Origin of the sequence: Pseudomonas sp. YQ_5, from assembly GCF_043103305.1 — a bacterium.
Lineage (GTDB): Bacteria > Pseudomonadota > Gammaproteobacteria > Pseudomonadales > Pseudomonadaceae > Aquipseudomonas > Aquipseudomonas putida_Y.
Genome location: NZ_JBICJS010000079.1, coordinates 24,772 through 45,765 on the forward strand (window position 1 = coordinate 24,772; position 20,994 = coordinate 45,765).

General features: G+C 52.6%; 22 protein-coding genes. 15 read left to right on the top strand and 7 right to left on the bottom strand.

The features are described 5' to 3' along the window. Positions 1-20 precede the first annotated feature (20 nt). The 6 genes from ACF8EA_RS18420 (at position 21) to ACF8EA_RS18445 (ending at position 6,187) form a co-directional block, all read left to right on the top strand. The gene (locus ACF8EA_RS18420; RefSeq protein WP_392522876.1) at positions 21-320 is read left to right on the top strand and encodes a HigA family addiction module antitoxin; all 300 of its coding nucleotides are present in this window, start codon (positions 21-23) and stop codon (positions 318-320) included. A gap of 22 nt (positions 321-342) precedes the next feature. Then, positions 343-2,064, top strand: coding sequence for an Eco57I restriction-modification methylase domain-containing protein (locus ACF8EA_RS18425; protein ID WP_392522878.1), 1,722 nt, complete (start codon positions 343-345; stop codon positions 2,062-2,064). Between the two features lie 2 nt (positions 2,065-2,066). Next, positions 2,067-2,807: a PaeR7I family type II restriction endonuclease gene (locus tag ACF8EA_RS18430; protein WP_392522880.1), complete on the top strand. Its 741-nt coding sequence runs from the start codon at positions 2,067-2,069 to the stop codon at positions 2,805-2,807. Between the two features lie 130 nt (positions 2,808-2,937). Continuing rightward, positions 2,938-3,951, top strand: a complete 1,014-nt coding sequence (locus ACF8EA_RS18435; protein ID WP_392522882.1) for an SIR2 family protein — start codon at positions 2,938-2,940, stop codon at positions 3,949-3,951. 9 nt (positions 3,952-3,960) lie between these two features. Further along, the gene (locus tag ACF8EA_RS18440) at positions 3,961-5,688 is read left to right on the top strand and encodes an ATP-binding protein (RefSeq protein WP_392522884.1); all 1,728 of its coding nucleotides are present in this window, start codon (positions 3,961-3,963) and stop codon (positions 5,686-5,688) included. Positions 5,689-5,824: 136 nt separating this feature from the next. Then, complete coding sequence (locus ACF8EA_RS18445; RefSeq protein ID WP_392522885.1) at positions 5,825-6,187, top strand: histone-like nucleoid-structuring protein, MvaT/MvaU family; 363 nt, start codon at positions 5,825-5,827, stop codon at positions 6,185-6,187. A gap of 22 nt (positions 6,188-6,209) precedes the next feature. Here the strand turns inward: ACF8EA_RS18445 and ACF8EA_RS18450 are convergent, their stop codons facing one another. Continuing rightward, positions 6,210-6,389, bottom strand: a complete 180-nt coding sequence (locus tag ACF8EA_RS18450; RefSeq protein WP_392522887.1) for a hypothetical protein — start codon at positions 6,387-6,389, stop codon at positions 6,210-6,212. Between the two features lie 581 nt (positions 6,390-6,970). Between ACF8EA_RS18450 and ACF8EA_RS18455 the strand changes: the two genes are divergently transcribed. Next, entirely contained in the window at positions 6,971-7,483 is a 513-nt protein-coding gene (locus tag ACF8EA_RS18455) for an antirestriction protein ArdA (RefSeq protein WP_392522889.1), read from the top strand. Positions 7,484-7,857: 374 nt separating this feature from the next. Then, positions 7,858-8,640: a hypothetical protein gene (locus ACF8EA_RS18460; RefSeq protein WP_392522891.1), complete on the top strand. Its 783-nt coding sequence runs from the start codon at positions 7,858-7,860 to the stop codon at positions 8,638-8,640. Positions 8,641-8,742: 102 nt separating this feature from the next. Here the strand turns inward: ACF8EA_RS18460 and ACF8EA_RS18465 are convergent, their stop codons facing one another. Then, complete coding sequence (locus ACF8EA_RS18465; protein ID WP_392522892.1) at positions 8,743-10,638, bottom strand: flavin monoamine oxidase family protein; 1,896 nt, start codon at positions 10,636-10,638, stop codon at positions 8,743-8,745. A 357-nt stretch (positions 10,639-10,995) separates the two neighbouring features. Beyond that, a complete protein-coding gene (locus ACF8EA_RS18470; protein ID WP_392522894.1) occupies positions 10,996-11,445 on the bottom strand; it encodes a hypothetical protein in 450 nt (149 codons plus the stop codon). A gap of 83 nt (positions 11,446-11,528) precedes the next feature. Here ACF8EA_RS18470 and ACF8EA_RS18475 point away from each other — a divergent pair, with 83 nt between their 5' ends. Together ACF8EA_RS18475 and ACF8EA_RS18480 are read left to right on the top strand one after the other, a co-directional pair. Then, positions 11,529-11,858 (top strand): hypothetical protein, encoded by a 330-nt coding sequence (locus tag ACF8EA_RS18475; RefSeq protein ID WP_392522896.1) that lies wholly within the window; start codon positions 11,529-11,531, stop codon positions 11,856-11,858. Positions 11,859-11,975: 117 nt separating this feature from the next. Next, positions 11,976-12,305, top strand: coding sequence for a hypothetical protein (locus ACF8EA_RS18480; RefSeq protein ID WP_392522897.1), 330 nt, complete (start codon positions 11,976-11,978; stop codon positions 12,303-12,305). Positions 12,306-12,377: 72 nt separating this feature from the next. Here the strand turns inward: ACF8EA_RS18480 and ACF8EA_RS18485 are convergent, their stop codons facing one another. Continuing rightward, complete coding sequence (locus tag ACF8EA_RS18485) at positions 12,378-13,064, bottom strand: hypothetical protein (protein WP_392522899.1); 687 nt, start codon at positions 13,062-13,064, stop codon at positions 12,378-12,380. A 99-nt stretch (positions 13,065-13,163) separates the two neighbouring features. Between ACF8EA_RS18485 and ACF8EA_RS18490 the strand changes: the two genes are divergently transcribed. Next, the gene (locus ACF8EA_RS18490; RefSeq protein WP_392522900.1) at positions 13,164-14,024 is read left to right on the top strand and encodes a hypothetical protein; all 861 of its coding nucleotides are present in this window, start codon (positions 13,164-13,166) and stop codon (positions 14,022-14,024) included. Continuing rightward, positions 14,014-14,433, top strand: a complete 420-nt coding sequence (locus tag ACF8EA_RS18495) for an ankyrin repeat domain-containing protein (protein WP_392522901.1) — start codon at positions 14,014-14,016, stop codon at positions 14,431-14,433. The genes ACF8EA_RS18490 and ACF8EA_RS18495 overlap by 11 nt, the downstream gene beginning before the upstream one ends. Before the next feature lie 10 nt (positions 14,434-14,443). On the opposite strand, the gene ACF8EA_RS18500 is transcribed toward ACF8EA_RS18495, so the two are convergent. After that, positions 14,444-15,961, bottom strand: coding sequence for a type IV secretory system conjugative DNA transfer family protein (locus ACF8EA_RS18500; protein ID WP_392522903.1), 1,518 nt, complete (start codon positions 15,959-15,961; stop codon positions 14,444-14,446). Between the two features lie 329 nt (positions 15,962-16,290). On the opposite strand from ACF8EA_RS18500, the gene ACF8EA_RS18505 reads away from it, so the two are divergent. The 3 genes from ACF8EA_RS18505 to ACF8EA_RS18515 all read left to right on the top strand — a co-directional run bounded on the left by ACF8EA_RS18505 (position 16,291) and on the right by ACF8EA_RS18515 (position 19,106). Further along, positions 16,291-16,500 carry a hypothetical protein gene (locus ACF8EA_RS18505; protein WP_392522904.1) on the top strand — a complete coding sequence of 70 codons (210 nt, stop codon included), beginning with the start codon at positions 16,291-16,293 and terminating at the stop codon, positions 16,498-16,500. 672 nt (positions 16,501-17,172) lie between these two features. Then, positions 17,173-17,517, top strand: coding sequence for a hypothetical protein (locus ACF8EA_RS18510; protein WP_251009998.1), 345 nt, complete (start codon positions 17,173-17,175; stop codon positions 17,515-17,517). Beyond that, positions 17,514-19,106, top strand: a complete 1,593-nt coding sequence (locus ACF8EA_RS18515) for a relaxase/mobilization nuclease domain-containing protein (RefSeq protein WP_392522906.1) — start codon at positions 17,514-17,516, stop codon at positions 19,104-19,106. Before ACF8EA_RS18510 ends, ACF8EA_RS18515 begins: the two co-directional genes overlap by 4 nt. 22 nt (positions 19,107-19,128) lie before the next feature. Here the strand turns inward: ACF8EA_RS18515 and ACF8EA_RS18520 are convergent, their stop codons facing one another. Together ACF8EA_RS18520 and ACF8EA_RS18525 are read right to left on the bottom strand one after the other, a co-directional pair. After that, on the bottom strand, positions 19,129-20,052 hold the full coding sequence (locus tag ACF8EA_RS18520; RefSeq protein ID WP_321141778.1) for a toll/interleukin-1 receptor domain-containing protein: 924 nt from the start codon (positions 20,050-20,052) through the stop codon (positions 19,129-19,131). Between the two features lie 31 nt (positions 20,053-20,083). Then, complete coding sequence (locus tag ACF8EA_RS18525; protein ID WP_392522907.1) at positions 20,084-20,959, bottom strand: bacteriophage abortive infection AbiH family protein; 876 nt, start codon at positions 20,957-20,959, stop codon at positions 20,084-20,086. Between the last annotated feature and the right edge of the window lie 35 nt (positions 20,960-20,994).

The window sequence follows — 20,994 nt, forward strand, 5'->3', positions numbered from 1 at the left end:
AAAGGGCGGGAGGATTCGCTATGTCCGTCGAAGAGCTTCATCCCGGTGTGCTGGTGCGGCAGGAATGCCTCGAACGCAGCGGCCTGTCCGTGACAGCCGGAGCCGAAATCTTAGGGGTTAGCCGACAGGCGCTCTCAAACCTGCTAACGGGGAAATCCGGGATCTCTCCAGAGATGGCCATCCGGCTCGACCTGGTGTTCGGTGGCGGTGCCGAAATCTGGCTCCAGCACCAGCTAAGATTCGATTTGGCCGAGGCCAGGAAGCGCAGCAAAGCCATCAAGGTTCGGTCAATTAATATACAGCCGGGCGCTCATATTTAATTTATTCAAAATCCAAGGTCTCATGACGACATCTCTCAAACTTCATCAGCTTTCACTTCCTGAGCTCTGCCCCGTCACGGCAGCTGTTCATGCGCTGGCGACCTCGGGTGGTGTGGAAGCACGAGGGGCCGTGTTCACCCGCCGAGAGGTTGTCGAATTCATCCTGGACTTAAGCGGTTACACCATTGATGCCCCGCTGCACCGCTTACGTCTTCTTGAACCGTCCTTCGGAGGCGGCGACTTCCTCGTTCCGGCCATCGAGCGCCTGCTGAAAGTCTGGCAATCCAGCGACTGCGACAAGGATGCCTTCAGCGCCTTGCGCGACTGCATTCGTGCTGTTGAGCTGCACCATGACACTTTCATTCAGGCCAAGGCGCTTGTCATTGCAGCGCTGCAAGACGCCCATATCCCCAGCAAAGACGCCCAGGCGCTCGCCGATTGCTGGCTGATCCAGGGCGATTTTCTGCTGGCTGACATTCCCGGCCAGTTCGACTTTGTTGTAGGCAATCCGCCCTATGTCCGGCAGGAGCTCATCCCGGACGTGCTCATGGCGGAATACAGAGCACGCTACAAGACGATCTATGACCGGGCAGACCTCTACATCCCCTTCATTGAGCGTTCGCTGAGCCACCTCACCAAGGGCGGCAACCTGGGTTTCATCTGTGCAGATCGCTGGATGAAGAACCGCTATGGTGGACCGCTGCGCCACATGGTCGCCTCAGGCTTCCACCTGAAGGTCTACATCGACATGACCGCCACGCAGGCGTTCCATAGCGATGTGATTGCCTATCCCGCCATTACCGTGATCTCGCGGCAGAAGGCTGGGGCCACTCGCATCGTGCATAGCCCTGAGCTGGATGGTGCTCACCTGAAGCGGCTTGCCAGTCTCATTGCAGAGAAGGCTCTGCCAAAGGGTGAAGACGCCATCCGCGAGATGGCCTGTGTCACCTCAGGCGACGAGCCCTGGATTCTGGAATCCTCGGATCAGATGGATCTTGTGCGCCGCCTTGAGGGGGCGTTCCCGGTTCTGGAAGAGGCCGGATGCAAAGTCGGTATCGGCGTGGCCACAGGCGCGGATAAAGTCTTTATCGCGCCCTTCGACTCGCTCGACGTTGAGCCGGATCGCAAGCTACCGCTTGCCATGACCCGCGATATCGTCGACGGGCGCTTAGAGTGGCGTGGCTACAGTGTCATCAACCCCTTCAAAGATGAAGGCGGCCTGGTCGATCTTGCGAAATATCCGCGTCTGCGGCGCTATCTTGAAACCCACAAAGAGGTGATCGGCAACCGGCATGTCGCCAAGAGCCAGCCGTCTTCCTGGTATCGCACCATCGACCGCATCACGCCCTCGCTTGCGAAGAAACCGAAGCTGTTGATCCCGGATATCAAGGGGGACGCCCACGTCGTTTACGACGACGGGACCTTATACCCTCACCATAATCTGTACTTTATCCTCTCGGACGACTGGGACATGAGGGCCCTTCAAGCCGTGCTGCTTTCTGGCATAGCGAGGCTGTTCGTATCTGTCTACTCGACCAAAATGCGTGGCGGATATCTGCGCTTCCAGGCGCAATATCTGCGTCGTATCAGGGTTCCGCTCTGGAAGGATGTTCCTGAAGATTTAAGAAAAGAGCTTTCTGAAGCTGCCGAAAAGCAGGACCTCCCCGCCTGCAACCGCGCCGTTTTTAAACTGTATGGACTTACGCCCGAAGAGTGTGCCGCTCTGGGCGGGAATGGAGATTAACTGTGTCGCTAGACCTCGCTAACTACGAAGTGAAAACACCCGAAGCGGTAAAGGCCTTCTGGCAAAGCCGGGAGGACGCCAAGAAGAAGCAACTGGAATCCGGGAAAGTCGATCAGGGTGAGCGCGCTGGAGTCACCGGCGGCAAGAACATGGACGGCTTCACCGACCTCATTGCGGACATCGTCAGGAAGAACGGCCTTTCCCACGCGCAGATTCATCAGCAAAAGGCTGCCCTGACGCTTCCGGGGTATTTCAGGCCCACCAAGCTCTGGGACATTATTGTCATGCACAAGGGCCAACTGATTGCCGCCATTGAGCTCAAGAGCCAGGTGGGGCCGTCTTTCGGGAACAACTTCAACAACAGAACGGAAGAGGCAATCGGCACCGCACACTGCCTGTGGACTGCCTATCGTGAGGGGGCGTTCGGTAAGCAACCTCGGCCTTTCATTGGCTGGCTGATGGTGGTCGAAGATGCCCCAGGTTCGCGTACTCCCGTTCGTGACAAGTCGCCTCACTTCCCGACGTTCAAGGAGTTTAACGGTGCATCCTATTTGAGCCGCTACGACATCTTGTGTCAGCGGCTCATGCAGGAACAGCTCTATTCCTCCGCTGCGCTGATCGCTTCGCCACGTGAGGCCGTGGGCTCAGGAGAGAACGGGTCTCTTTCAGATCTGACCAGCTTTAAGACGTTTGTGACCAGCCTGGCAGGACATGTGGCCACCATGGCGGCGCAACTGGAATGAGGTAAATACCTTACACAATCCAAATTGGCATTGGATTGTGTAAGGTATGCTCCATTGAGGGTAAGCCTTGTATGCTAATAGCCTGCCAGGCGTAGTTTTTGGGACCGACACAAACAGCAAGGATAGAATTTTGTCTGACCTGAATTTTCAAAAACAAGCGCAGGACTATTACAGCAAGGCTCCCCTCATCATTCTGGGGAGCGGCGCATCGTCTGCCCATGGTATGTCTGGTATGTGGAAGCTTGCGAAGCACTTGGTCGCAAATACCGACATTGCAGGTCTATCGGCTAACGAGATAGAAGCTTGGGGAAAATTTTGCCAGGTTTTAGAGGCGGGCGTTGATCTTGAGTCTGCGCTGCATCAGGTGGCTGTTACAGATGAGCTGACTTCCAGAATTATCAAAGCAACCTGGTCGCTCATCAGCTCTGAAGACATTCAAATATTCCACGAAAGCCTTCAGAATCAAGCGATGTTTCCGCTGAGTCGACTGCTTCGTCACATGTTCAAAAGCAGCCTCACCAAAATTAATATCGTCACTACGAATTATGACAGACTGGCAGAGTATGCCTGCGATCAAGAAGGGGTCCACCATTATACCGGATTCACACACGGATTCTTTCGGCAGTTGGCCGCACCGAATGAGATAACATCTTCGCGCAGGGTGAATATCTGGAAAGTTCATGGTTCTTTGGACTGGTTTAAATCACCTCTCGAAGACATTGTCGCCCTTTCAAATATTCAAGGGATACCTGTTAACTACAGGCCTGAAATCGTAACCCCGGGAACTCAGAAATACCAAACAACGCATCTAGAGCCATATCGCTCGATTATCAATAATGCTGATTTGGCTATTACTGCTGCTAGCTCTTACCTGTGTATTGGCTACGGATTCAATGACGAGCATATTCAGCCGAAGCTCATGGTCAAATGCCTTCGTCAGAATACCCCCATCACCATTGTTACTTATACGCTTTCAGATGCTGCCAAGAAGCTAATCCTTGACGGCAAGGCACAGAATTATCTAGCAATAGAGCGAGGAGCAACGGACGACCAGTCCATCGTTTACTCCTCTTTGGATAAGACTCCATTGACCATTGAAAAAAATATATGGAGTCTTGAGGGTTATCTGTCACTCATCATGTAGGAAGAAGAGATGCCGATATTTAACTTTAAGGATGAAGATGCACTTGGGAAGGTTGCGTCCGTCGACACGACCAACGTAATCGTGGACGTGGAGAATGTCGATCAACTCAAACGATTGCAGGTCAACCATCTCGCCGTCCTGCAAAGCAGCAGGCCCGGACAGCACCTTATCGGCCTCATCACTCAGGTGACCCGTAAACGTGGCGTCGAGGACATCACCACAGACGGGATTAACGACCAGACCTCAGAACTAAATCTGTGCCGTATCGCCCTGATTGGCACCATGCTGGATCGAGACGGAGAAAGAGAAAATGTCTTTCGCCGCACTCTGGAAAGCGTTCCTGAAATTGACGCTAATTGCTTTTCGCTTGAGGGCGAAAACCTTACCGGCTTTATGCGCACGCTCTCTAGCGTCTCAGCCGATGGGAATGCTCTGACGCTGGGCAAATACACACTAGATGAACATGCAGTTGCCTACCTCAACGGTAACAAGTTTTTTCAGCGCCACGCATTTATCGGCGGTAGTACCGGATCAGGTAAATCCTGGACGACAGCCAAGATCATTGAACAGATGTCAGGACTCTCCACGGCGAATGCTATAGTTTTTGACCTCCATGGTGAATACGCGCCACTCGTAGGACAGGGCATTCAACATTTCAAGGTGGCCGGTCCTGCAGACGTTGAGGCAAAACGCACTATTGGTGATGGCGTACTTTATCTGCCTTACTGGCTGCTTTCGTATGAAGCACTCGTGTCCATGTTTGTTGACCGTAGCGACCAGAACGCGCCCAACCAAGCCATGATCATGGCGCGTGAGATTAACCAGGCGAAGCAAAAATACCTGGAAGATAACGACCAAAAAGATGTGCTCAAGCACTTCACCGTCGATAGTCCGGTCCCGTTTGATCTTGGTTTCCTCATGGGGCGGTTGAATGAGATCAACGTCGAGATGGTTCCCGGCGCTCGCGGTGAGAAGCAAGGCGACTTCAACGGTAAGCTGTCGCGCATGATTTCCCGGCTTGAGAACAAAATCTCCGATAGACGCCTTGGCTTTATGTTCAATGGTGGCGGAGATGTACTGGATTTTACCTGGCTTGAAAAGTTCACCACTGCCGTGCTCGGCAGCACTGATGAAAACGGCAAGGCGGGAATCAAGATCATCAACTTCTCTGAGGTCCCGTCAGATGTTCTGCCACTGATCGTATCTCTCGTTGCGCGGGTTACCTTTTCCGTCCAACAGTGGACGCCATCCGAGCTACGTCATCCGATTGCGCTTCTCTGTGACGAAGCGCATCTCTACATGCCTCAACGAAACATGGCCGACTCTGCCGATGATATCTCACTCGACATCTTCGAGCGTATCGCCAAAGAAGGTCGAAAATACGGCGTGAGCCTCGTTGTGATAAGCCAGCGTCCATCTGAGGTAAATAAAACGATGCTTAGCCAGTGCAGCAACTTCGTATCCATGAGATTGACGAACGCTGAGGATCAGGGAGTTATCAAACGACTGCTGCCGGATAGCCTCGGTGGGTTCAGCGATATTCTCCCGACTCTCGATACAGGTGAGGCGTTAGTCGTTGGTGATGCCAGCTTGCTGCCGAGCCGGATCAGGATCGATGAACCAAAAAATAAACCGAATAGCGGTACGGTCAACTTCTGGGATGAATGGCAAAAGCCGGTCAAGGATAAACGGCTATCGGTTGCGGTCGATAACTGGCGTAAGCAAAATATTCAATAACCAGAGGAATATTAAACCTCAAGGGTGATACGCCCTTGAGGTTTTTCCTTTTGTTGTTTTCTCTCGCGTGAATACTTAAATCCAACTTTGCTATATTCGACCCACACGCATATGCGTCCTTTAGAGGGTTACAACAGTGTCAAAATTGGCTGAATTCCGCGCCGCGGAGCGCGCGCTCCAGGAGCAACTCGCTCAACTCGAAGCGCTGAAAGGCGACGCCGGTCTGAAGAAAGAGATCGAATTCGAATCGAAGCTCAAGGCCCTGATGGAATCCTACGGCAAGGGTTTGAAAGACATTGTCACCATCCTTGACCCGGCTCCGGCTGGCCGCAAGCAGGAGAAAGCCGTAGCCGCACATCGGCGTCCGCGTGCTCTCAAGCGCTACAAGAATCCTCACAGTGGCGAAGTCGTGGAAACCAAGGGCGGCAATCATCGCGTCTTGAAAGAGTGGAAAGCCGAATACGGCGCGGCCACTGTGGAGTCCTGGCTTCAGGGCTGATGGGCATGCTCCAGCAAGGGGCTCAAGGGCGCAATGCCCTTGAGTTCAGCACGCGGCGGATATTTGCCAGTGTGGCCAGGGCGTTCTGATAGTCCTGGCCGGTGCGCTCACCGCGTGCAGCGTCATTGAAGGCCTGGCGGTACAGGGCATGCAGTTCGCTATCAGGTTTTGCGGCCAGTTCAAAAATCGTCATCAGTTTCATTTCATCTCTCCTTTTGCCTTTCGGCCACCCATCGCGGCCTTGTGACGCTGTGTCAGCACGGGCGTCGGCTTCGCAGCACCCGGAGGGCCGCAACGTGAGAGGAGGAGTCATTTATGACTTGCTGCAGGGACAGACGGCGCTTGTGCTACAGCCCAAACCAAAGGCGCGCAGGCGTGAGCAGAAGGAGTAAGGATGAGAAAGTGAAACGCTGATAACCATGTGAACGAGAAGAAACCTGGGCGAATTTGACGACTGCGCTGTCAGACCGGGCTCTATGCGCTGAACGCGCACCGGGCCAATGGAAATCTTGTCCCGGCCATCCGGTGACGATCCCTTTCGCGTGGATAGAAAAGCTACTAAGGGGCGCTGCCCCTGGCGCATCGCAAGGGTAAAGCTCCGCCCCGATAAAGGGTTTCCCCAACCTTCCGCACCCATTGAAGGACATGGGTTTGTGCAGGCCGGGTGATTCCCCTCCCTTTATCAGGCCCCTGCGTTTTGCCTCCCCGGTCTCGCCGACGGGCAGGGGTGCATGTGCGCGCTCAAGCACATGCACCCAACAGCCCGAGAAGGAGACCAGAGCCATGACCACCACGCCCCGCATCTACGTTGCCGACCTTGCCGCCTATAATGGCGGATACCTCCATGGCGTCTGGATAGACGCGAGCGAGGAGGTCGAAGCGATTCAAGAGCAGATCACCGCCATGCTCGTCGCATCCCCTGTACCGGATGCAGAGGAGTACGCCATCCACGATTACGAGGGCTTCGACGGTTACGCGCTCGGTGAATATGCAGGGATCGACACCGCGCACGAGGTTGCCTGCTTTATCGAAGAATTCCCCGCATTCGGCGGCGCACTGCTCGCCCAGTTTTCCAGCATCGAGGACGCCCGCAAAGCTGCCGACGAGGATTATTGCGGCTGCTACGAGTCACTGGCCGACTACGCGCAGGAGCTCACCGAGGAAACCACCGTGATTCCGGAGTCCTTGAGCTATTACATCAACTACGAAGCCATGGCGCGTGACATGGAACTGAACGGCGACGTGTTCACCCTTGAGGTTGGATGTCGCGAAGTCCATGTGTTCTGGAATCGGTAGAGCAACAACCGGGCAGGGCCTCCCAAATATCGGAGGAACTGCCTGGCCGTCCTGGCAAAAAAACGCGGCCCTTCGGGCCGAATTTTCTAAAACTTAACGACCCCGCTTAAGGCTGCCGTTTAGACCTCTCGTGCATTTAATACTTAAATGGAAGGGAATGATTTTTGTTGATTTTTATTTCGCTCTAATGATATGGGTGAAATATGCAATATAAACATCGCTTTCTCACTGCTGCCCTGATGCTCATGCGCGACTAACGCGCACGAACCCTATTGCTCAAATCCCATCATTGTAAGTTTATCCACCCACACGCCTCGTCGCGGCGTCATGTGGTTTGGACGTCATATGGCTATGTTTAAGAAAAGGAATAAAAAATGGAAGATTATCAAAGGCGCCAGGCGCAAAAGGATCTCAAGGACCAACGCATCGCAACCTTGCTGGGCGTTCTTCTGGATTTTAACCAGCCACCAGAAAATTTCACGACTACCTTGGAGGGCTTTTTCGCATCGGATAAGGAGAAAGTCTCCAAAGAGTTTCGCAAGGTCGCTCAATATGGCTCAGGAGCCGTGAGTGGCAACCTGTATGAAAATATCGCAGAGCATATCGGGTCAGTTGGAGGTGTGGCATATACCGGGCTGCTCTCAAATGCCTTTGCATTGGCCAACAAACTGACGGCTGATTACGATGATCTATTGCTTAGGGTAAATAAACTTTTCAAGGCCATCAATAAATTCTATAAGGTTGCTCTTCCCCGGAATAGCGGCCCTGATGTGGATTGGGACAGTATCGACTCCCTGGCTCATAAAATTCCATTTTTGAAAGAACGATTAATAGATGAGTGCGATCTGGCTTATGACATTATGTTTTACTATGAGAAATACAAGTATAAGATGAAAGATCAGTCTCTGGTTAGAGAGCATGAAGGGAAGCATTATTATGGTGATCCGTATAGCACGTTTTATTTGCCGGAGGACGATTGCGAGATGTTATATGATCTTCAGGAGCGTGCTGTTGAAAGATTAAGGCAATTGGTGAGCACAGAAAAGCCCATTGTGAAAGAACGAATAGCGGCCATACGCAGACTGATCCCTGAATGGAAGCATTTAGTGGGACATAAAACAAATGGGCACACTGATCGGCTAGGGCATACACCCTGAGACTCCAGCCAGAGTCGGGAGCCAAAGCTGTGGTTATTAAACAAGAAACCTGGTCGATTCACCCGGCCAGGTTTCATCTTTTGAAAGAGCGAAGCGCTGAGGTCACTGAGGTTTTTTGGGTCTTAGATCGGCGCGCTCCCCCTGGTACAGAAAAGATTGTTTCCTTTTATCCATTCTCGATGCGTCGAGGAGATTGCACCAGTTATTGAGTGAGTTGAGATACTCGGAATATAAGTCGTCAGCCCCAATAAGGCCGCACTGACGCAGGCATTTGAGACTGGCCGGATTATCCCCTTCGAAAATCCGGTGAATCGTATAGGAGGCAGAGCGTAGCGCACCTTCGATAAATCCGTGATAGTCGGAGTATGCTTCGCCGCAGATGTGAATCCGGGCCGACCTGGCGGGAATCTCGCCGAGTCGGCCCATCACGTGCCAGTATTTCCGTTCTGGTCGCCACATATGGTTGGCTCCCCCATAGGGGAAGCGACCCCAGTCGCGAATGCCCCACCAGAGAATGTCATCTTTCTTCAAATCAGGGACATTGTTTTCGCTGATATATTGGACAATTTTGTCGAGCAGTCTCTTTTCCGTTGCTTCCGGCAAAGGATTGTCTGGGCCGCCTTTATAGGAAACCGACATCTGCTTGCCTGGCGGGACGTAGTTCGACCAAAACGCTTGTGCTGGCAAATCAGTGTAGAACATGATCATGCCAAAATTTTCGTTGTGCGTTGCGGGCCAATAATGCAGCTCCCGTGTGGGAACGCGCGTTGCATAGCGGTTGGCCATAGGCTCATTGCCCCACCAGCGGTTTTTGACGACGGCGAAAACTTTAACCATCGGGAAAGCTGCTGCTGACCCTAATAATTCCGGAAGCTCGTTCTCCGCCTCAAATACCTGAGCTGACTTCTGTAACAGGCGTTTTATTGGCCCTTTTGGCAGGGCCAGAATAACCCTACTGAATTGCTCGGGCCATAGTTTACTGCCAATTCTAATTTCAAGAGGCCCCATATCCTTTTTAGTGCCTGAATCGCCTTTGACCTTTACGAACTCAATAGCGGTGACTTCAGCGTCTTTCTTAAGTATAACCCGCCCTTTACACTCTTTTTTGATTTTATTTCGAAGTCTGATGATGAGCGATGACATGCCGCCATATACGCCCTTTAAGCCATCGCTGATAGAAAGTCCTATCAGCCACCAGGTAAGCCATTCGGCAGCATTAGGATTGAGCGCAAGCAAGTGATAAAACGTGCCAAGATCACGAACCTTCATGATAGCGTCATGGCTCAAATAATCACTGAGCAGGTTCCAAAATCCTTGTGCATAAAGAGGCACACTATCGATCTCGCCATAAAACTGGATGGCGACATGCTGGTCCGGTCCAAGAGTACGAACCCAGTCCATATAAACCGGGAGAATATCCTCCCCGGTCGCAGCGGCGAGCTGGACATCGGAAATCAGCTTGTCCCGAAACTTCCTGTAGTTTTTATCTCCCTTCGATAATGTAACCTTCATCATGATGCGCAGCATCGCAAGTTGCATCAGTTGAAGCGGTGTTTTCCCTTCCTCTTCTGGTCGGAGCTCATAACTCGGGTCTCCGACCGAGGCTGGTGAAGCATAGGCAGGAAATTCAACAAGCGATGCCTTTGTCTTGTCCTTTGCATTGCTGGCGTCTGGTTTAATATCTAAGTGTTCGAAGAGTCCCCGCAAAAGAATCTGTTTATCCAGTTCCACCCTCATGGGGCCAAATTCTGCATAGAACTCCAGCCTTTTATAGTCTTTGGCGCTCAGATCTCTCTCGCCATTCGGCACAATGGCTTGAATTTCAGCTTTTTGAGAGTCCGGCTGTAATAGGCGAACAGTTAGAATCCGTCCACCAAACCGACCAGTCGCTTCAAAAAGAGTGACCCTTTTTCCCTGCCTGCCAAGGATGTAGGCGCAGTAGAGTCCTGCAATCCCCCCGCCGACAATCGCAATTTTCTCGCTTTCTTCTGCGGCCATATCACCTTCCTGTGAAGTGCTTTCCGGCTGGTCATCAAACCCAAGGCATACGGGAGTTAAGGTGAGCTCTGGCTGTTCAGTATGGTGCAGCCTGCGATGTATTCCACCTTTCGATGATCAAAAGCCGACCCGCTGAGCATTAGAAAAATGCGCGCGGCCCTTCGGGCCGCATCTTCTTCAAGACAGATCACCTGCCAAGGCCTTGCTCTTGCGCTGCGCGCCCGGATCACATTCGATCTCCGCACATGCCGCGCTTCCACGATCCGTTCAGCTCGGCTGTCCAACTGTTTCCGGCCCAATGGCTTCTCGCGGGCAGGGGGCGGCCTGGATTCAGTCCGGCAGGAATTGAAAGCGCGATTAGCGCTCCAACTCATTGCCGTCTCTATCTTTTGGCAGATCGTTAAAAACGCCTGTAATACTGTCAGGGCTTCGAGCCTTATCAATATCTTTCTCGCCTTGCTGATGCTGGCCTGCATTCTCAAGCAACATGACTTCACGCCTGTATTGCTCGTGAATGAGAGTTGATTCCTTTAAGTTACTGGCTTCAACGGCACGTTTTGCCTGTTCTTCCAGTTGTTTACCAGTGATAGGTTTTCGGCGTGCATAGGATGGTTTGCAATCCAGCCGGTTATGTTCTCGCAGGATTTTCTGCTTCGCTTTTTCCATATCGTCATCTATTCGTAAATTTTGCTCTTTTTTTAGCTTGATAAGTTGCTGGTCGCGCGCTTTGCGAAGCTCTTTTTCCTTTGCTTTAAAGGCGTCGCTTACCTTGCGGGCTGTATCATTGAAAGAGTCTTTTTTGTTCACGATAAGCCACCTGCATAATTATCTGGACGCTGGTGAAGTCATTGTGAAAGGATCAACTCATAATCGACTTCAAGGAGGGTGACATGAAAGAAAGCCTGCCAATATCATTGTGCGACTTCGTAAGCGATCCGGACTCAGCGTGGGTGGAACAACAATTATTAGCCCATATTCGTGGTTTGGAATGCCGGGGTATAAAGCCGCGCACGATAGCGCGTGCTTTGGCACGGGCACTTTTCAACTTCTGTCTGGACCTGTACGACAACTCGATACTCAGCCGTCTCTGGGTCAGGGACTTCCTGCAGGCGACAGGGCGCGACTTCATCCAGGAAGAAGAGTTTGCAAGCGACATCGAAAAGCTGGTTGTTTTGCGAGAAAAGCACCTTAAAAAAGCTGAGCCCTTAGGGTCAGCCTGATCTTGCGCGGACACACCCGCGCAAGCGTACCTGGCGCTGTACAAAGGCAACCTGCATCGTCCGGACGAGCAGAAGAGTACCTGGTTATTCGATGTTAATGATATCAAGGAGGATGACATGGACGAACGCTTTCCAACCCCCATGAGCGAATTTGTGGCTGACCCGAGTGAAGCGGAAATTGAACAACAGTTCCTGGTCCATATTCGCGCTCTGGAGGGCCAGGGATTGCCGCCACGAACAATAGCTCGCGCTTTGGCTCGGGTTCTGTTTGCTTTCTGCCGGGATCTGTACGACACATCATTGGGCAGCAATATCTGGATTAAGGCGTTTTTAAAGCAGGCAGGCCATGACTTTATCCAGCAGGAAGGCTTTGTAAACAGCGCCGAAGAACTGGAGAGTTTGCAGCAGGAGTATCTTGAAGACGTTGAGCCGCTTGGATATGCCTGATCCTGATTTGGTGTATCCACAAATCGGTCGTGATCGGATCTTGGATGCGCAGCCAGGCTTAGGAGGCGTTGACTAGTCATCATCAAGCCCTCCAGGCGCGTCGGCCCACTCATTCCCTGCAGGGGGAGCTTCGCCGCCATTGCCGCGTTTCGCTTCCTGGTCAAGCAGCCGGTCGCAGTACTGCAAGCGGGCAACAACAGCCGCCGCCTGGGGCAGGCCATAGACCGTGAGCAGGTCGATGCGGTGCCCCGCGTACGACAAGACCACATGGTACGAGTCACCGTAATAAACCGTCTTCTGCACCACACGGCCCTCAGCCGACGCTTTGCGAACGGCTAGGTCATGACGCCGCCGCTCATTCTCGGTGTTGTCATGCTGCAATAGCGAAAAGCGGTGATCGAGGCTTCGGTCATAGCTCTGCCAGACAAACAATCGCTTGACCTTGATCGAGCCCATGCGCAGCTCTATCTCTGTTGTCGTGTGGCATAGCTGCCGCCAACGTATCGCCAGATATCCAAGAGCAACCGTCCCTATGGATGCCGTGACGCGCGGAAACTCCGGGTCGCTCCAGCTGGATAGAACGAAGAAGCAGGCGGCAACCAATGCGAACTTGAGCAGCAAACCAAGCACATCGGCACATTCAGCCGTCTCAGGGGTCAGCTCCCTCGGGCTCACCCTGAACATCATCCGACCAGCCTGGTCGGTTGCCTGCTCAGTAGGCGGATTCCCGGCCATCGGGTTTTGCATGTCAGGTTTCATGACCAGCCTCCTCATTGAGCGTTTTGGGCTAGGCTAAAACACTGCTGCACCCGAGGTTCGCCGCGCATTCCTCGCGCTACAAGATGGAGGTAGGGGTAAATGGAATTCGATGAAATTGAATTTACCGAGTGGCAGATTGAGAAAATTCGTGTCGCCCTCAATAACTACCGGATTGCTAGCGCGCGTAATGGCCGCCTTCCATCGTGGACGCAGGTCCGCAACGATATAGCCTGCTCAGACATAAATATTGATAAATATTCTGAAGATGATGCAGAGCTGGCCTTTAAGCCGGAAGCATTGCGTCGATTTGCAGCGAGAATCACGGTTTTGGGCCTGGATAGGCTAAAGGATCTAACTCGATTCCTCCTTCATTCAAAATTGATAGATATACAGCATCTGGATGAGGATAAATCAGGCCTGCGGGAAATGCTGGCCGTTCATCAATACATTGCAACAAAGGATATTTGCGCAAAGGAATACATAATATATCATGCGGGTGTATATGAGGCATGTTTCAATCCGCGCCCTGAAAGACAAGAACTTTTTGAGCTGAAAATTACGCTAGATAAGTCCAAGGAGTTTCTGCGAATTACAGAGACTCACAAGCTCGTTGTTGGAAATCCCTCTGAAGAGGATTTTCATCAGAGGCCTGAATTCTACACTCGTGTAAAAACCATTAGAAATGGTTATGGCGTATTGGCTACCGATGAAATGAGACTTCATGCCTTTTTAAGTGATGAAGCATGCCATACTATTTGTGTCAGCTATATCCAGACCGGAGTTGTGATCGCTGAGGGCTCCTCTTCAATGCATGTATGCCTCCTTCGGAATGGTCCGAGCCATAACCCATACGAGTTGCGAACAAGGTTGCAGCCTGATGGATCTACTTATATACCTAATGCCCTGAATTTCCTTCGGCTGCCCAAAAATAGAATAGAGGGTTCGACTAGTGGAAACTGAATTTCGAGATGCGTTGAAGAGGAAGAAACCCAGAGAGAAGTTCTACGGCGAAGCCAGTTCCTACAACTCTCATGGCTATCTTACTCTGATTGAGTGTGTCAAATACGGCTATCCTGAAGTTGTTAAGAGCAGAATTGACCAAGGCACTCAGGAGATGAACATGCAGGACGAGCAGGGAATGACGGCACTTCATTACGCGGCAGCGCTGGGAAGCCGCCATTGTCTACGCGTGCTGGTTAATAGTGGGAAGTGTGACTATCTGTTGAAAGACAATCACGGTCGCTATGCTTCCGAACTGGCATTCTCGTGTGGGGCGGACTATGCGGTTGGTGTATTGCTTTCAAAAAAACAGGTAAAGCAGGCCCATGAACTGGGCATAAACCTTGAGGCTTCTACATCCACGCATTGAGGCGGTCCGGTCAATTGTTAAACAACTCGTGCCAGACCACACGCTGCATCATCATCGGATGACGCCCCGCCCATAGGATAATTTGCCGCTTAAGCGGATCATTTCGGGAAAAGTGACGTCTGATTTCATCAGGCGTCATGAGGTCGTAAAGCTCGATGGCTTCTGACCGGCCAGAAAGCCCTTTGTGCTGCTGATCTTGCGCGACTTCTCCCGTTCGCGCGACTTCCACCTGCGTTTTTCCGAGCAGCTTGGATATATATTCGGTTGTCGCCAGGTCATTGTTTCCGAAGAACTGCATAATCCCGGCATTGCCGGCGAACGTCTCCCAACGCTCCCCGTACAACGCTTTGCCCTGACTCCAGTCCTGAATAATGACCCAGAGCTTCACGCCGAACGAGGCGATCAGCCCGGATGCGGTTTCAAGCTGCTTCATATAGCCGAGGACAGGAAATTCATCGAGGCACGCAAGCACCGGGACAGGCGGAACCTTTTTCTCTCGCTCCATCGCATCGAGAAGTTGGTTTACGAAAACGCGCATCCAGCGCCTGGAAATCTCAATGCGGGTCGCGGGGAAGCACAGATAAATGCTGACCCCTACTGGGTTGCGTTTTAGCTCCGCCAGATCGAAATCATGCTCTCTCAACACCTTGCGAAACGCCGAGTAGTCGAGGAATTTGGTATGCCGGTTTACGGTTGAGTGAACGCCGGAAATCTCTGCCCCTTTCTTGCCGTAGAAATCGAGCGCCGACGCCATGACGGCGCTGCCAATGTCTTCAGTTTCCGGGTGGTCCTGCAGTTGGTAGGCGTTGTCCATCATCTCCTCATAGAGGAGGGGCATTGATGGTTTTGCCTTGCTGTCATCGTCATCTACTGGCTCAACCCACAGCGCCCGTTTAATCAGCTCTCGCATGGTGATGAGGTGGCGTTTGGAACTGTACTGTTGCGCAGTCGCGACATGAATAATTACGCCCTCGATGAAGTTCTTGGCGGATTCATCCCAGTGCGGGTCTTTCTGATCTGCCGACTGCACGACAATCGACTCCGCAATCAACGCGGCATCCTCAAGAAATGTCTCGCTGCCTGCTGTCAGGATGCTCATGGGATTGTACGAGGCACGGTATTTCGAGGCCGCCACGCCGGAGACGCCGAAAGGGTCAACCACGTAAATTTTCTGCCCCAGACCAGCACGCCGGTCTGCCGTTATATCGGCCAGTTCGCCCTTGGGGTCAGTGGCCAGGATGCTACCGGGGTAAAATAGCAGGTTGCTGATGAGGCCGACTGATTTCCCGGATCGGGAGCCCGCTACCGTCAGTATGTGGCGGTCGTCCTCAATCCCGATAAGCTGTTTTCCCAGGGCACCGATCAGGACTTTTTTCCCCGGCTTACGCAGGTCATACGATAGTGTTTGGCTAGCCGCGATGTCTTCGAGCCTCATCCATCGCGCCTGCGGCACTTTCTGCTCCCGCAAGGGGCGGGTTGAGTCGCCGCGCGGAACATCCCGCATGAACTCCTTATAGAAATCGCTCATGGCAGTGTCCTCCCGTAGGTGTGGCCATGAGCATTACACGCGCCTGTATGCGGCTTTCCTCTCGCAATCCTCCTGTCTTATCAGGAGGGGGCGGTACTCAGATACTCCATTTTTCCGGGGCTGCCTTTATCCCAGCTATAAGCCTTTACCCCGTAGCCAGCGCTCGCCGATGCCCTGGCGGCGTGTCAATGGGCGGCCCGCGCCAGCCTGCACCTTTTCGGGCTGTCGCCCTGGTGCAGGCCCGTGTTGCCCATGACACGTCGTCGCTCGCTGGTTGCTGGGGGCTCGTCGCTGGAATAAACCAGCCTCAAGCGAAAAGGAGCAACATCATGAACACCAAATCCACCATATCTGAATCCCGGAAACCTGGCTTCGTCGCAAAGATCCGCAAAGGCACGGGCGAGCAGGCAGTCTATGAACGGATCGGCGTCGCCTGGAGAAATGCCGATGGTTCGTTCTACATCAAGCTCGCGGGCACGCAGGTCATCTCCGATTTCATGCTCTACGAGATCCAAAGCACCGACCAATCAGCTGAGTAGCTGCTGGATCAGCACCGCAAAGACGGGCCGCAAGGCTCGTCTTTTTTGCTATCCGCACCAGTCCGCCAGAATCTGATTCAGGCCCCGGCACACGCTCCATACAAGTACGTCACTGTATGTCGCGCTCCGGGGCTTTTTTGTATCCATGCACACACCGCCGTGCTATGGACAACCAGCAATACCATTTCGGAAAGGAGCGACCACCTCGGTGGCCAGCTTTTCTTTTAGAAATTATTCACATCCCCAGCCATAAACTGGACTCAAGGGCCAGATGCGAACGAAGTGAGCACAAGGTGTGCGTGGTAGTACCACGCCCACCTTGCGGGGGGACTTCCAGTCCCCCGCGATCCCCCCTTGGGAATCCCTAGGCTCCAAAGTTCTTGTGGAACTTTCTCACCAAGGGATTAAGGCGCAACGTGTCGCCGTTGCATCACGCTCAGAGGAGACTTCGGCTCTCCTCTGAACTCCATCGAGCAAAGGGCACTTCGTAGCCCCTTGCGACCCTCGATCAGGACTTTCGCGTCCTGAACCACGACCGGGATTTCGGCCCGGTGCCGACCAAAAGGAGATGTCAGCTCTCCCTTTGGAAACCCATCGATCAATAGCGCGTCGCTGACCGCGCGAGGAAACCAAGAGGAAGGCAGCGTTTGTCGAGCAGATAAGTTCATAGGCATGACCAGACGAAAAACGAAACGTCCAGCGCCTATCTCATATCGACCGCCCGAACGGCTGCGCGAGGAGTTTCATACGCGGGTCCGAAACTCGCGACAGTCCGTCAACGCCTTCATCACCGAAGCCGTGTTCGGGCAGGCCGCACCACGCTCCAGACCAATGTCATCCCTGGATCAGAAGATGGTGGCCATGCTGCTATCGCAGGCAGCCCGTATCAACGACAGGCTGGAGCAGGCGTGCAAGTCGCCGCTGGATGGCAACCATAGCCCGCTCCTTCAAGAATGCCGGGATGAGCTTGCCGAAATCCGGAGCTATCTCATGCTGGTGCTGGGGAGGGAGCCATGATCCCTTTTGCGTCGCAGCGTGGCAGCGGCCAGGACCTCGCTACTCACCTGCTGAATGCCTACGACAATGAGTTGGCCGAGGTTGCCGACCTACGCGGAGCCATAGCGGGTGACCTGCATGGTGCGTTCAAAGAATGGCAGGTGCAGGCCGAAACATTGACCCGCTGTCACAAGTACCTGTACAGCATGTCGATCAACCCTGATCCAGCCCAGGGGCCGCTGACCCGCGATCAGTATATGGACTATATCCGGCGTACCGAGGAAAGCTTGGGCTTAGGGGCTCAGCCCCGTGCCGTGGTGTTCCATATCAAGGATGGTCGCGAGCATTGCCATGTGGTCTGGTCACGGATCGACGCCGACAACCAGAAGGCCGTCCATCTGGCTTTCGACAGGGACAAGTTGATGCGGGTGACCAGGGCTTTCGCTCGCGATCACGGCCTGACGCTTCCTGCCGGATATGAGAAGTCCCGCAATGTTGGTCAGCTCTCCCTGTATGAGCGGGCGCAATTGCAGCAAACGGGGCTCTCCACAGACGACCACAAGCAGCAGGTTACCGAGGCCTGGCAGCAGAGCGACAATGCCCGCTCATTCGTCCAGGCCTTGAGTGAGCGCGGCTACATACTGGCGACCGGCAACCGCCCCTATGTGCTGGTGGATCTGTATGGCAACTTGAATGCGTTGCCTAGGTTGATTGATGACAAATCTGTCCGCACCAAGGACATCCGTGAGTTCCTGGAGAAGGAGTTTCCGTGCGAGGCACTGCCAACCGTGGAGGAAGCGCAGAAACTCGTGGCCGCTCACCGCAAGCAGGTCGAGAGGTCAGTGCGGGAGGAGGATTACGCCGACAAGCTTGCCGAGCTCAAGCACGCCCAGCAGGAGCGGCGGCTTGTACTGGATCAGCAGCGTGAAACCCTCAAACACCGGCAGCATTGCCTGCGTGTGGCGCAGCAGACCAGGCACCGGGCAGAGCGGGACCGGCTGCGCACCGAACATCTCGCCCTGATGAGAAAAGTCCGCCAGGAACGGTATCAGCATCGCCCCACGGGGCTCGCTGATTTTCTGGGCAAGGTCAGTGGCGTGAACTTCCTACGGCACAAGCTTCAGCACTATCAGGACACGAAGCGCCTGCGGGCCTATCTAGATCAATACGCTCAATTGAGAGCACGTCAGGCACATGAAGCTGCAACGCTGGCGCTCCGGCTCAAACTTCAGGGAGCGAACATTGATCGGCAACGCACCTCGCTGGAAAAGGTCGACAAGCGCGAGCTCGCGGCCTTCATGCGCGACCAACAGCGCGCTCGGCGCATCCGGGCGCGTGGTAAGGACGGTGCAATGCCAGCGCTGGATCAAATTACGGGACACAGGCACGCGCCGAGCAAGGGAACAGTTCCCGATGTCATGGCCGCTTTCGAGAAGGCGCGACACGCATCGCGTAGCCCGTTCCCGGACGTGATGGCGGCGTTTGAACGTGCCACAGCAATATTCCGCAAAGGGAAGCAGGAGCAGCGCGAAGGTGAGGGGCCGGGGAAATCCCGACCGCTCATGCCGTCGCGTCACAGCAAGGGGCATGAGCCTGATCGGGAGAGATAGTATTAGATGTTGATTGAAGTACTCAGGCAGTGAATTTTGAACTGCCATTGCTTTGTATAACGTACTCAAAGATCACTTCATCTTCATCGGGCCCGCGAGTGTCATCTTTCACTGAGAGAATCTTTATTGCCGCATAAAAACCATTCATATTTTGCAGAACGGCTATCTGCCCAACCCGTGGCCTGCGAACCCTTGATGAGCCGTCGAAGACACGGGCATCTTCAATATCAGCTATATGCTCTACACCCTTTGCAATAGCAATCGTATTGATTTCAGGAGGATCATTGTAAAGCTGGATGTTTGTATCGCTTGATTTGCTAAATGCTAGCACGAAAGACAACTCACCTTGCCCGATAAAATACCTACCATTGTTGTTTGAGTAGTCAAAGGTTACTGTGCCGCTCATAGCGGGAGATACGTATTTTTCGTTATTTGGGAGGAATTTTTGATTGGCAAAGGCCTTGGCCGTTTGAAAAGGGTTTTGCCCAATTGGTGGAATTGGTAGAACTGGTTCATCTAGCAATTCTCGAAGAAGCTCTTCGTAGTTCTTTTCATACAGCCTGTCATCTTCAAATGAAACGAATAGCCTACCTCCCAAGAAGGTGGGTACCTTTTTGTTTTGGCTATTGTTCCTAATTAAAGGAATAACCCAGTTTGAATTCAAATTCGTCATAAGTTCGGCGGTGATGATTTGTTTCTCGTATCCAGCGCCGCCTTTGCCAGAATTTGCTTTTTCAACATATTTCTCAGAGCAAATGCAAATAACTCGATTCGCGCTTGATAAACCCCGCTCCATAAAGGACGCCAAATCTTGCCCCAATTTCAAGTTCCATCGGTCAAGTATTACATTCGCGCCATTTGATCTCAAACGTGTCGCAAGCTGCAGGACCCAATCTAAATGGGATGGGTCATCGTGTGAGTAAGATACAAAGACTGTCGGCTGCATTTAATCCCTCAAACCTCAAGGCGCACAAACTTTATCGTGCGCCTGGCAATTTTGCATATGTGCTAATGGTTACATTTTTACTGTTTATGCCACATTTAAGCAACTGTTTCAAATAGTGCTCGCTATCGTCGAGCCTATAGCAATAGACCGTCCACTTTGCATTATTTGCGTTTTTCGCTACCTCTTCAAAATATGGCAGGTCAATATTATTTAACGAATGCCCAATAATGCTAATGGCCGAAAGGGCACCTAATGAATCGAAAAAGGCTTTGTTGTTTTTTATTGCTTCACTTACTGGCTTCTGAAGTATGTAGAAAGGATACTTGGCTGCACCTTCCGCATCTGAAAACATTGTGCGGTTGCTGTCACCATTCTCATCAAATTCAGGTTCTTCTTCCCTCGTTTCGCCATGGCCGAAGATTAAATCATCGTATGCATCAGACCTGCCGTGTATGTGCAAGATATTTACGTCATCTATTCCATATACCTGCTGAAGAGTGGAGGTGTAGTTGAAAGAGAGGAAAGAGTCAGTCTTAGAAAATGACGTCTTCTTTGACGCCAGCGAGACATCAATGCTTCCTATCCAGTCATGGAAACGCTCTTTGATGGCCTCAACAAGGTCATTGGCTTGTTCAGTGATATCATCTTCAAGGCTAAGCGCTTCACTAGGTCGAAAATTTTCGGCTGTTGGGTCGGTATGGTCGTGGGCTTCGTAGAATAGCTGCCAGCCAAATTTCCCTAGCGAATTTTCGAAATCTGACCAAGGACCGCTCAGGATTGTCTCAATGAGGTAAAAAGACTCCAGTTCATCTAGCGTGTCTTTGGCAAAGGCATAGAACAAGTCGTAGCTGGTTGGCAGCCCATGCCAAAGATCAAATCCATTGCCTATGATATTCAGCTTACCCATTTTCACCTACATTGCCCGAAAGCGCATAGCGATTA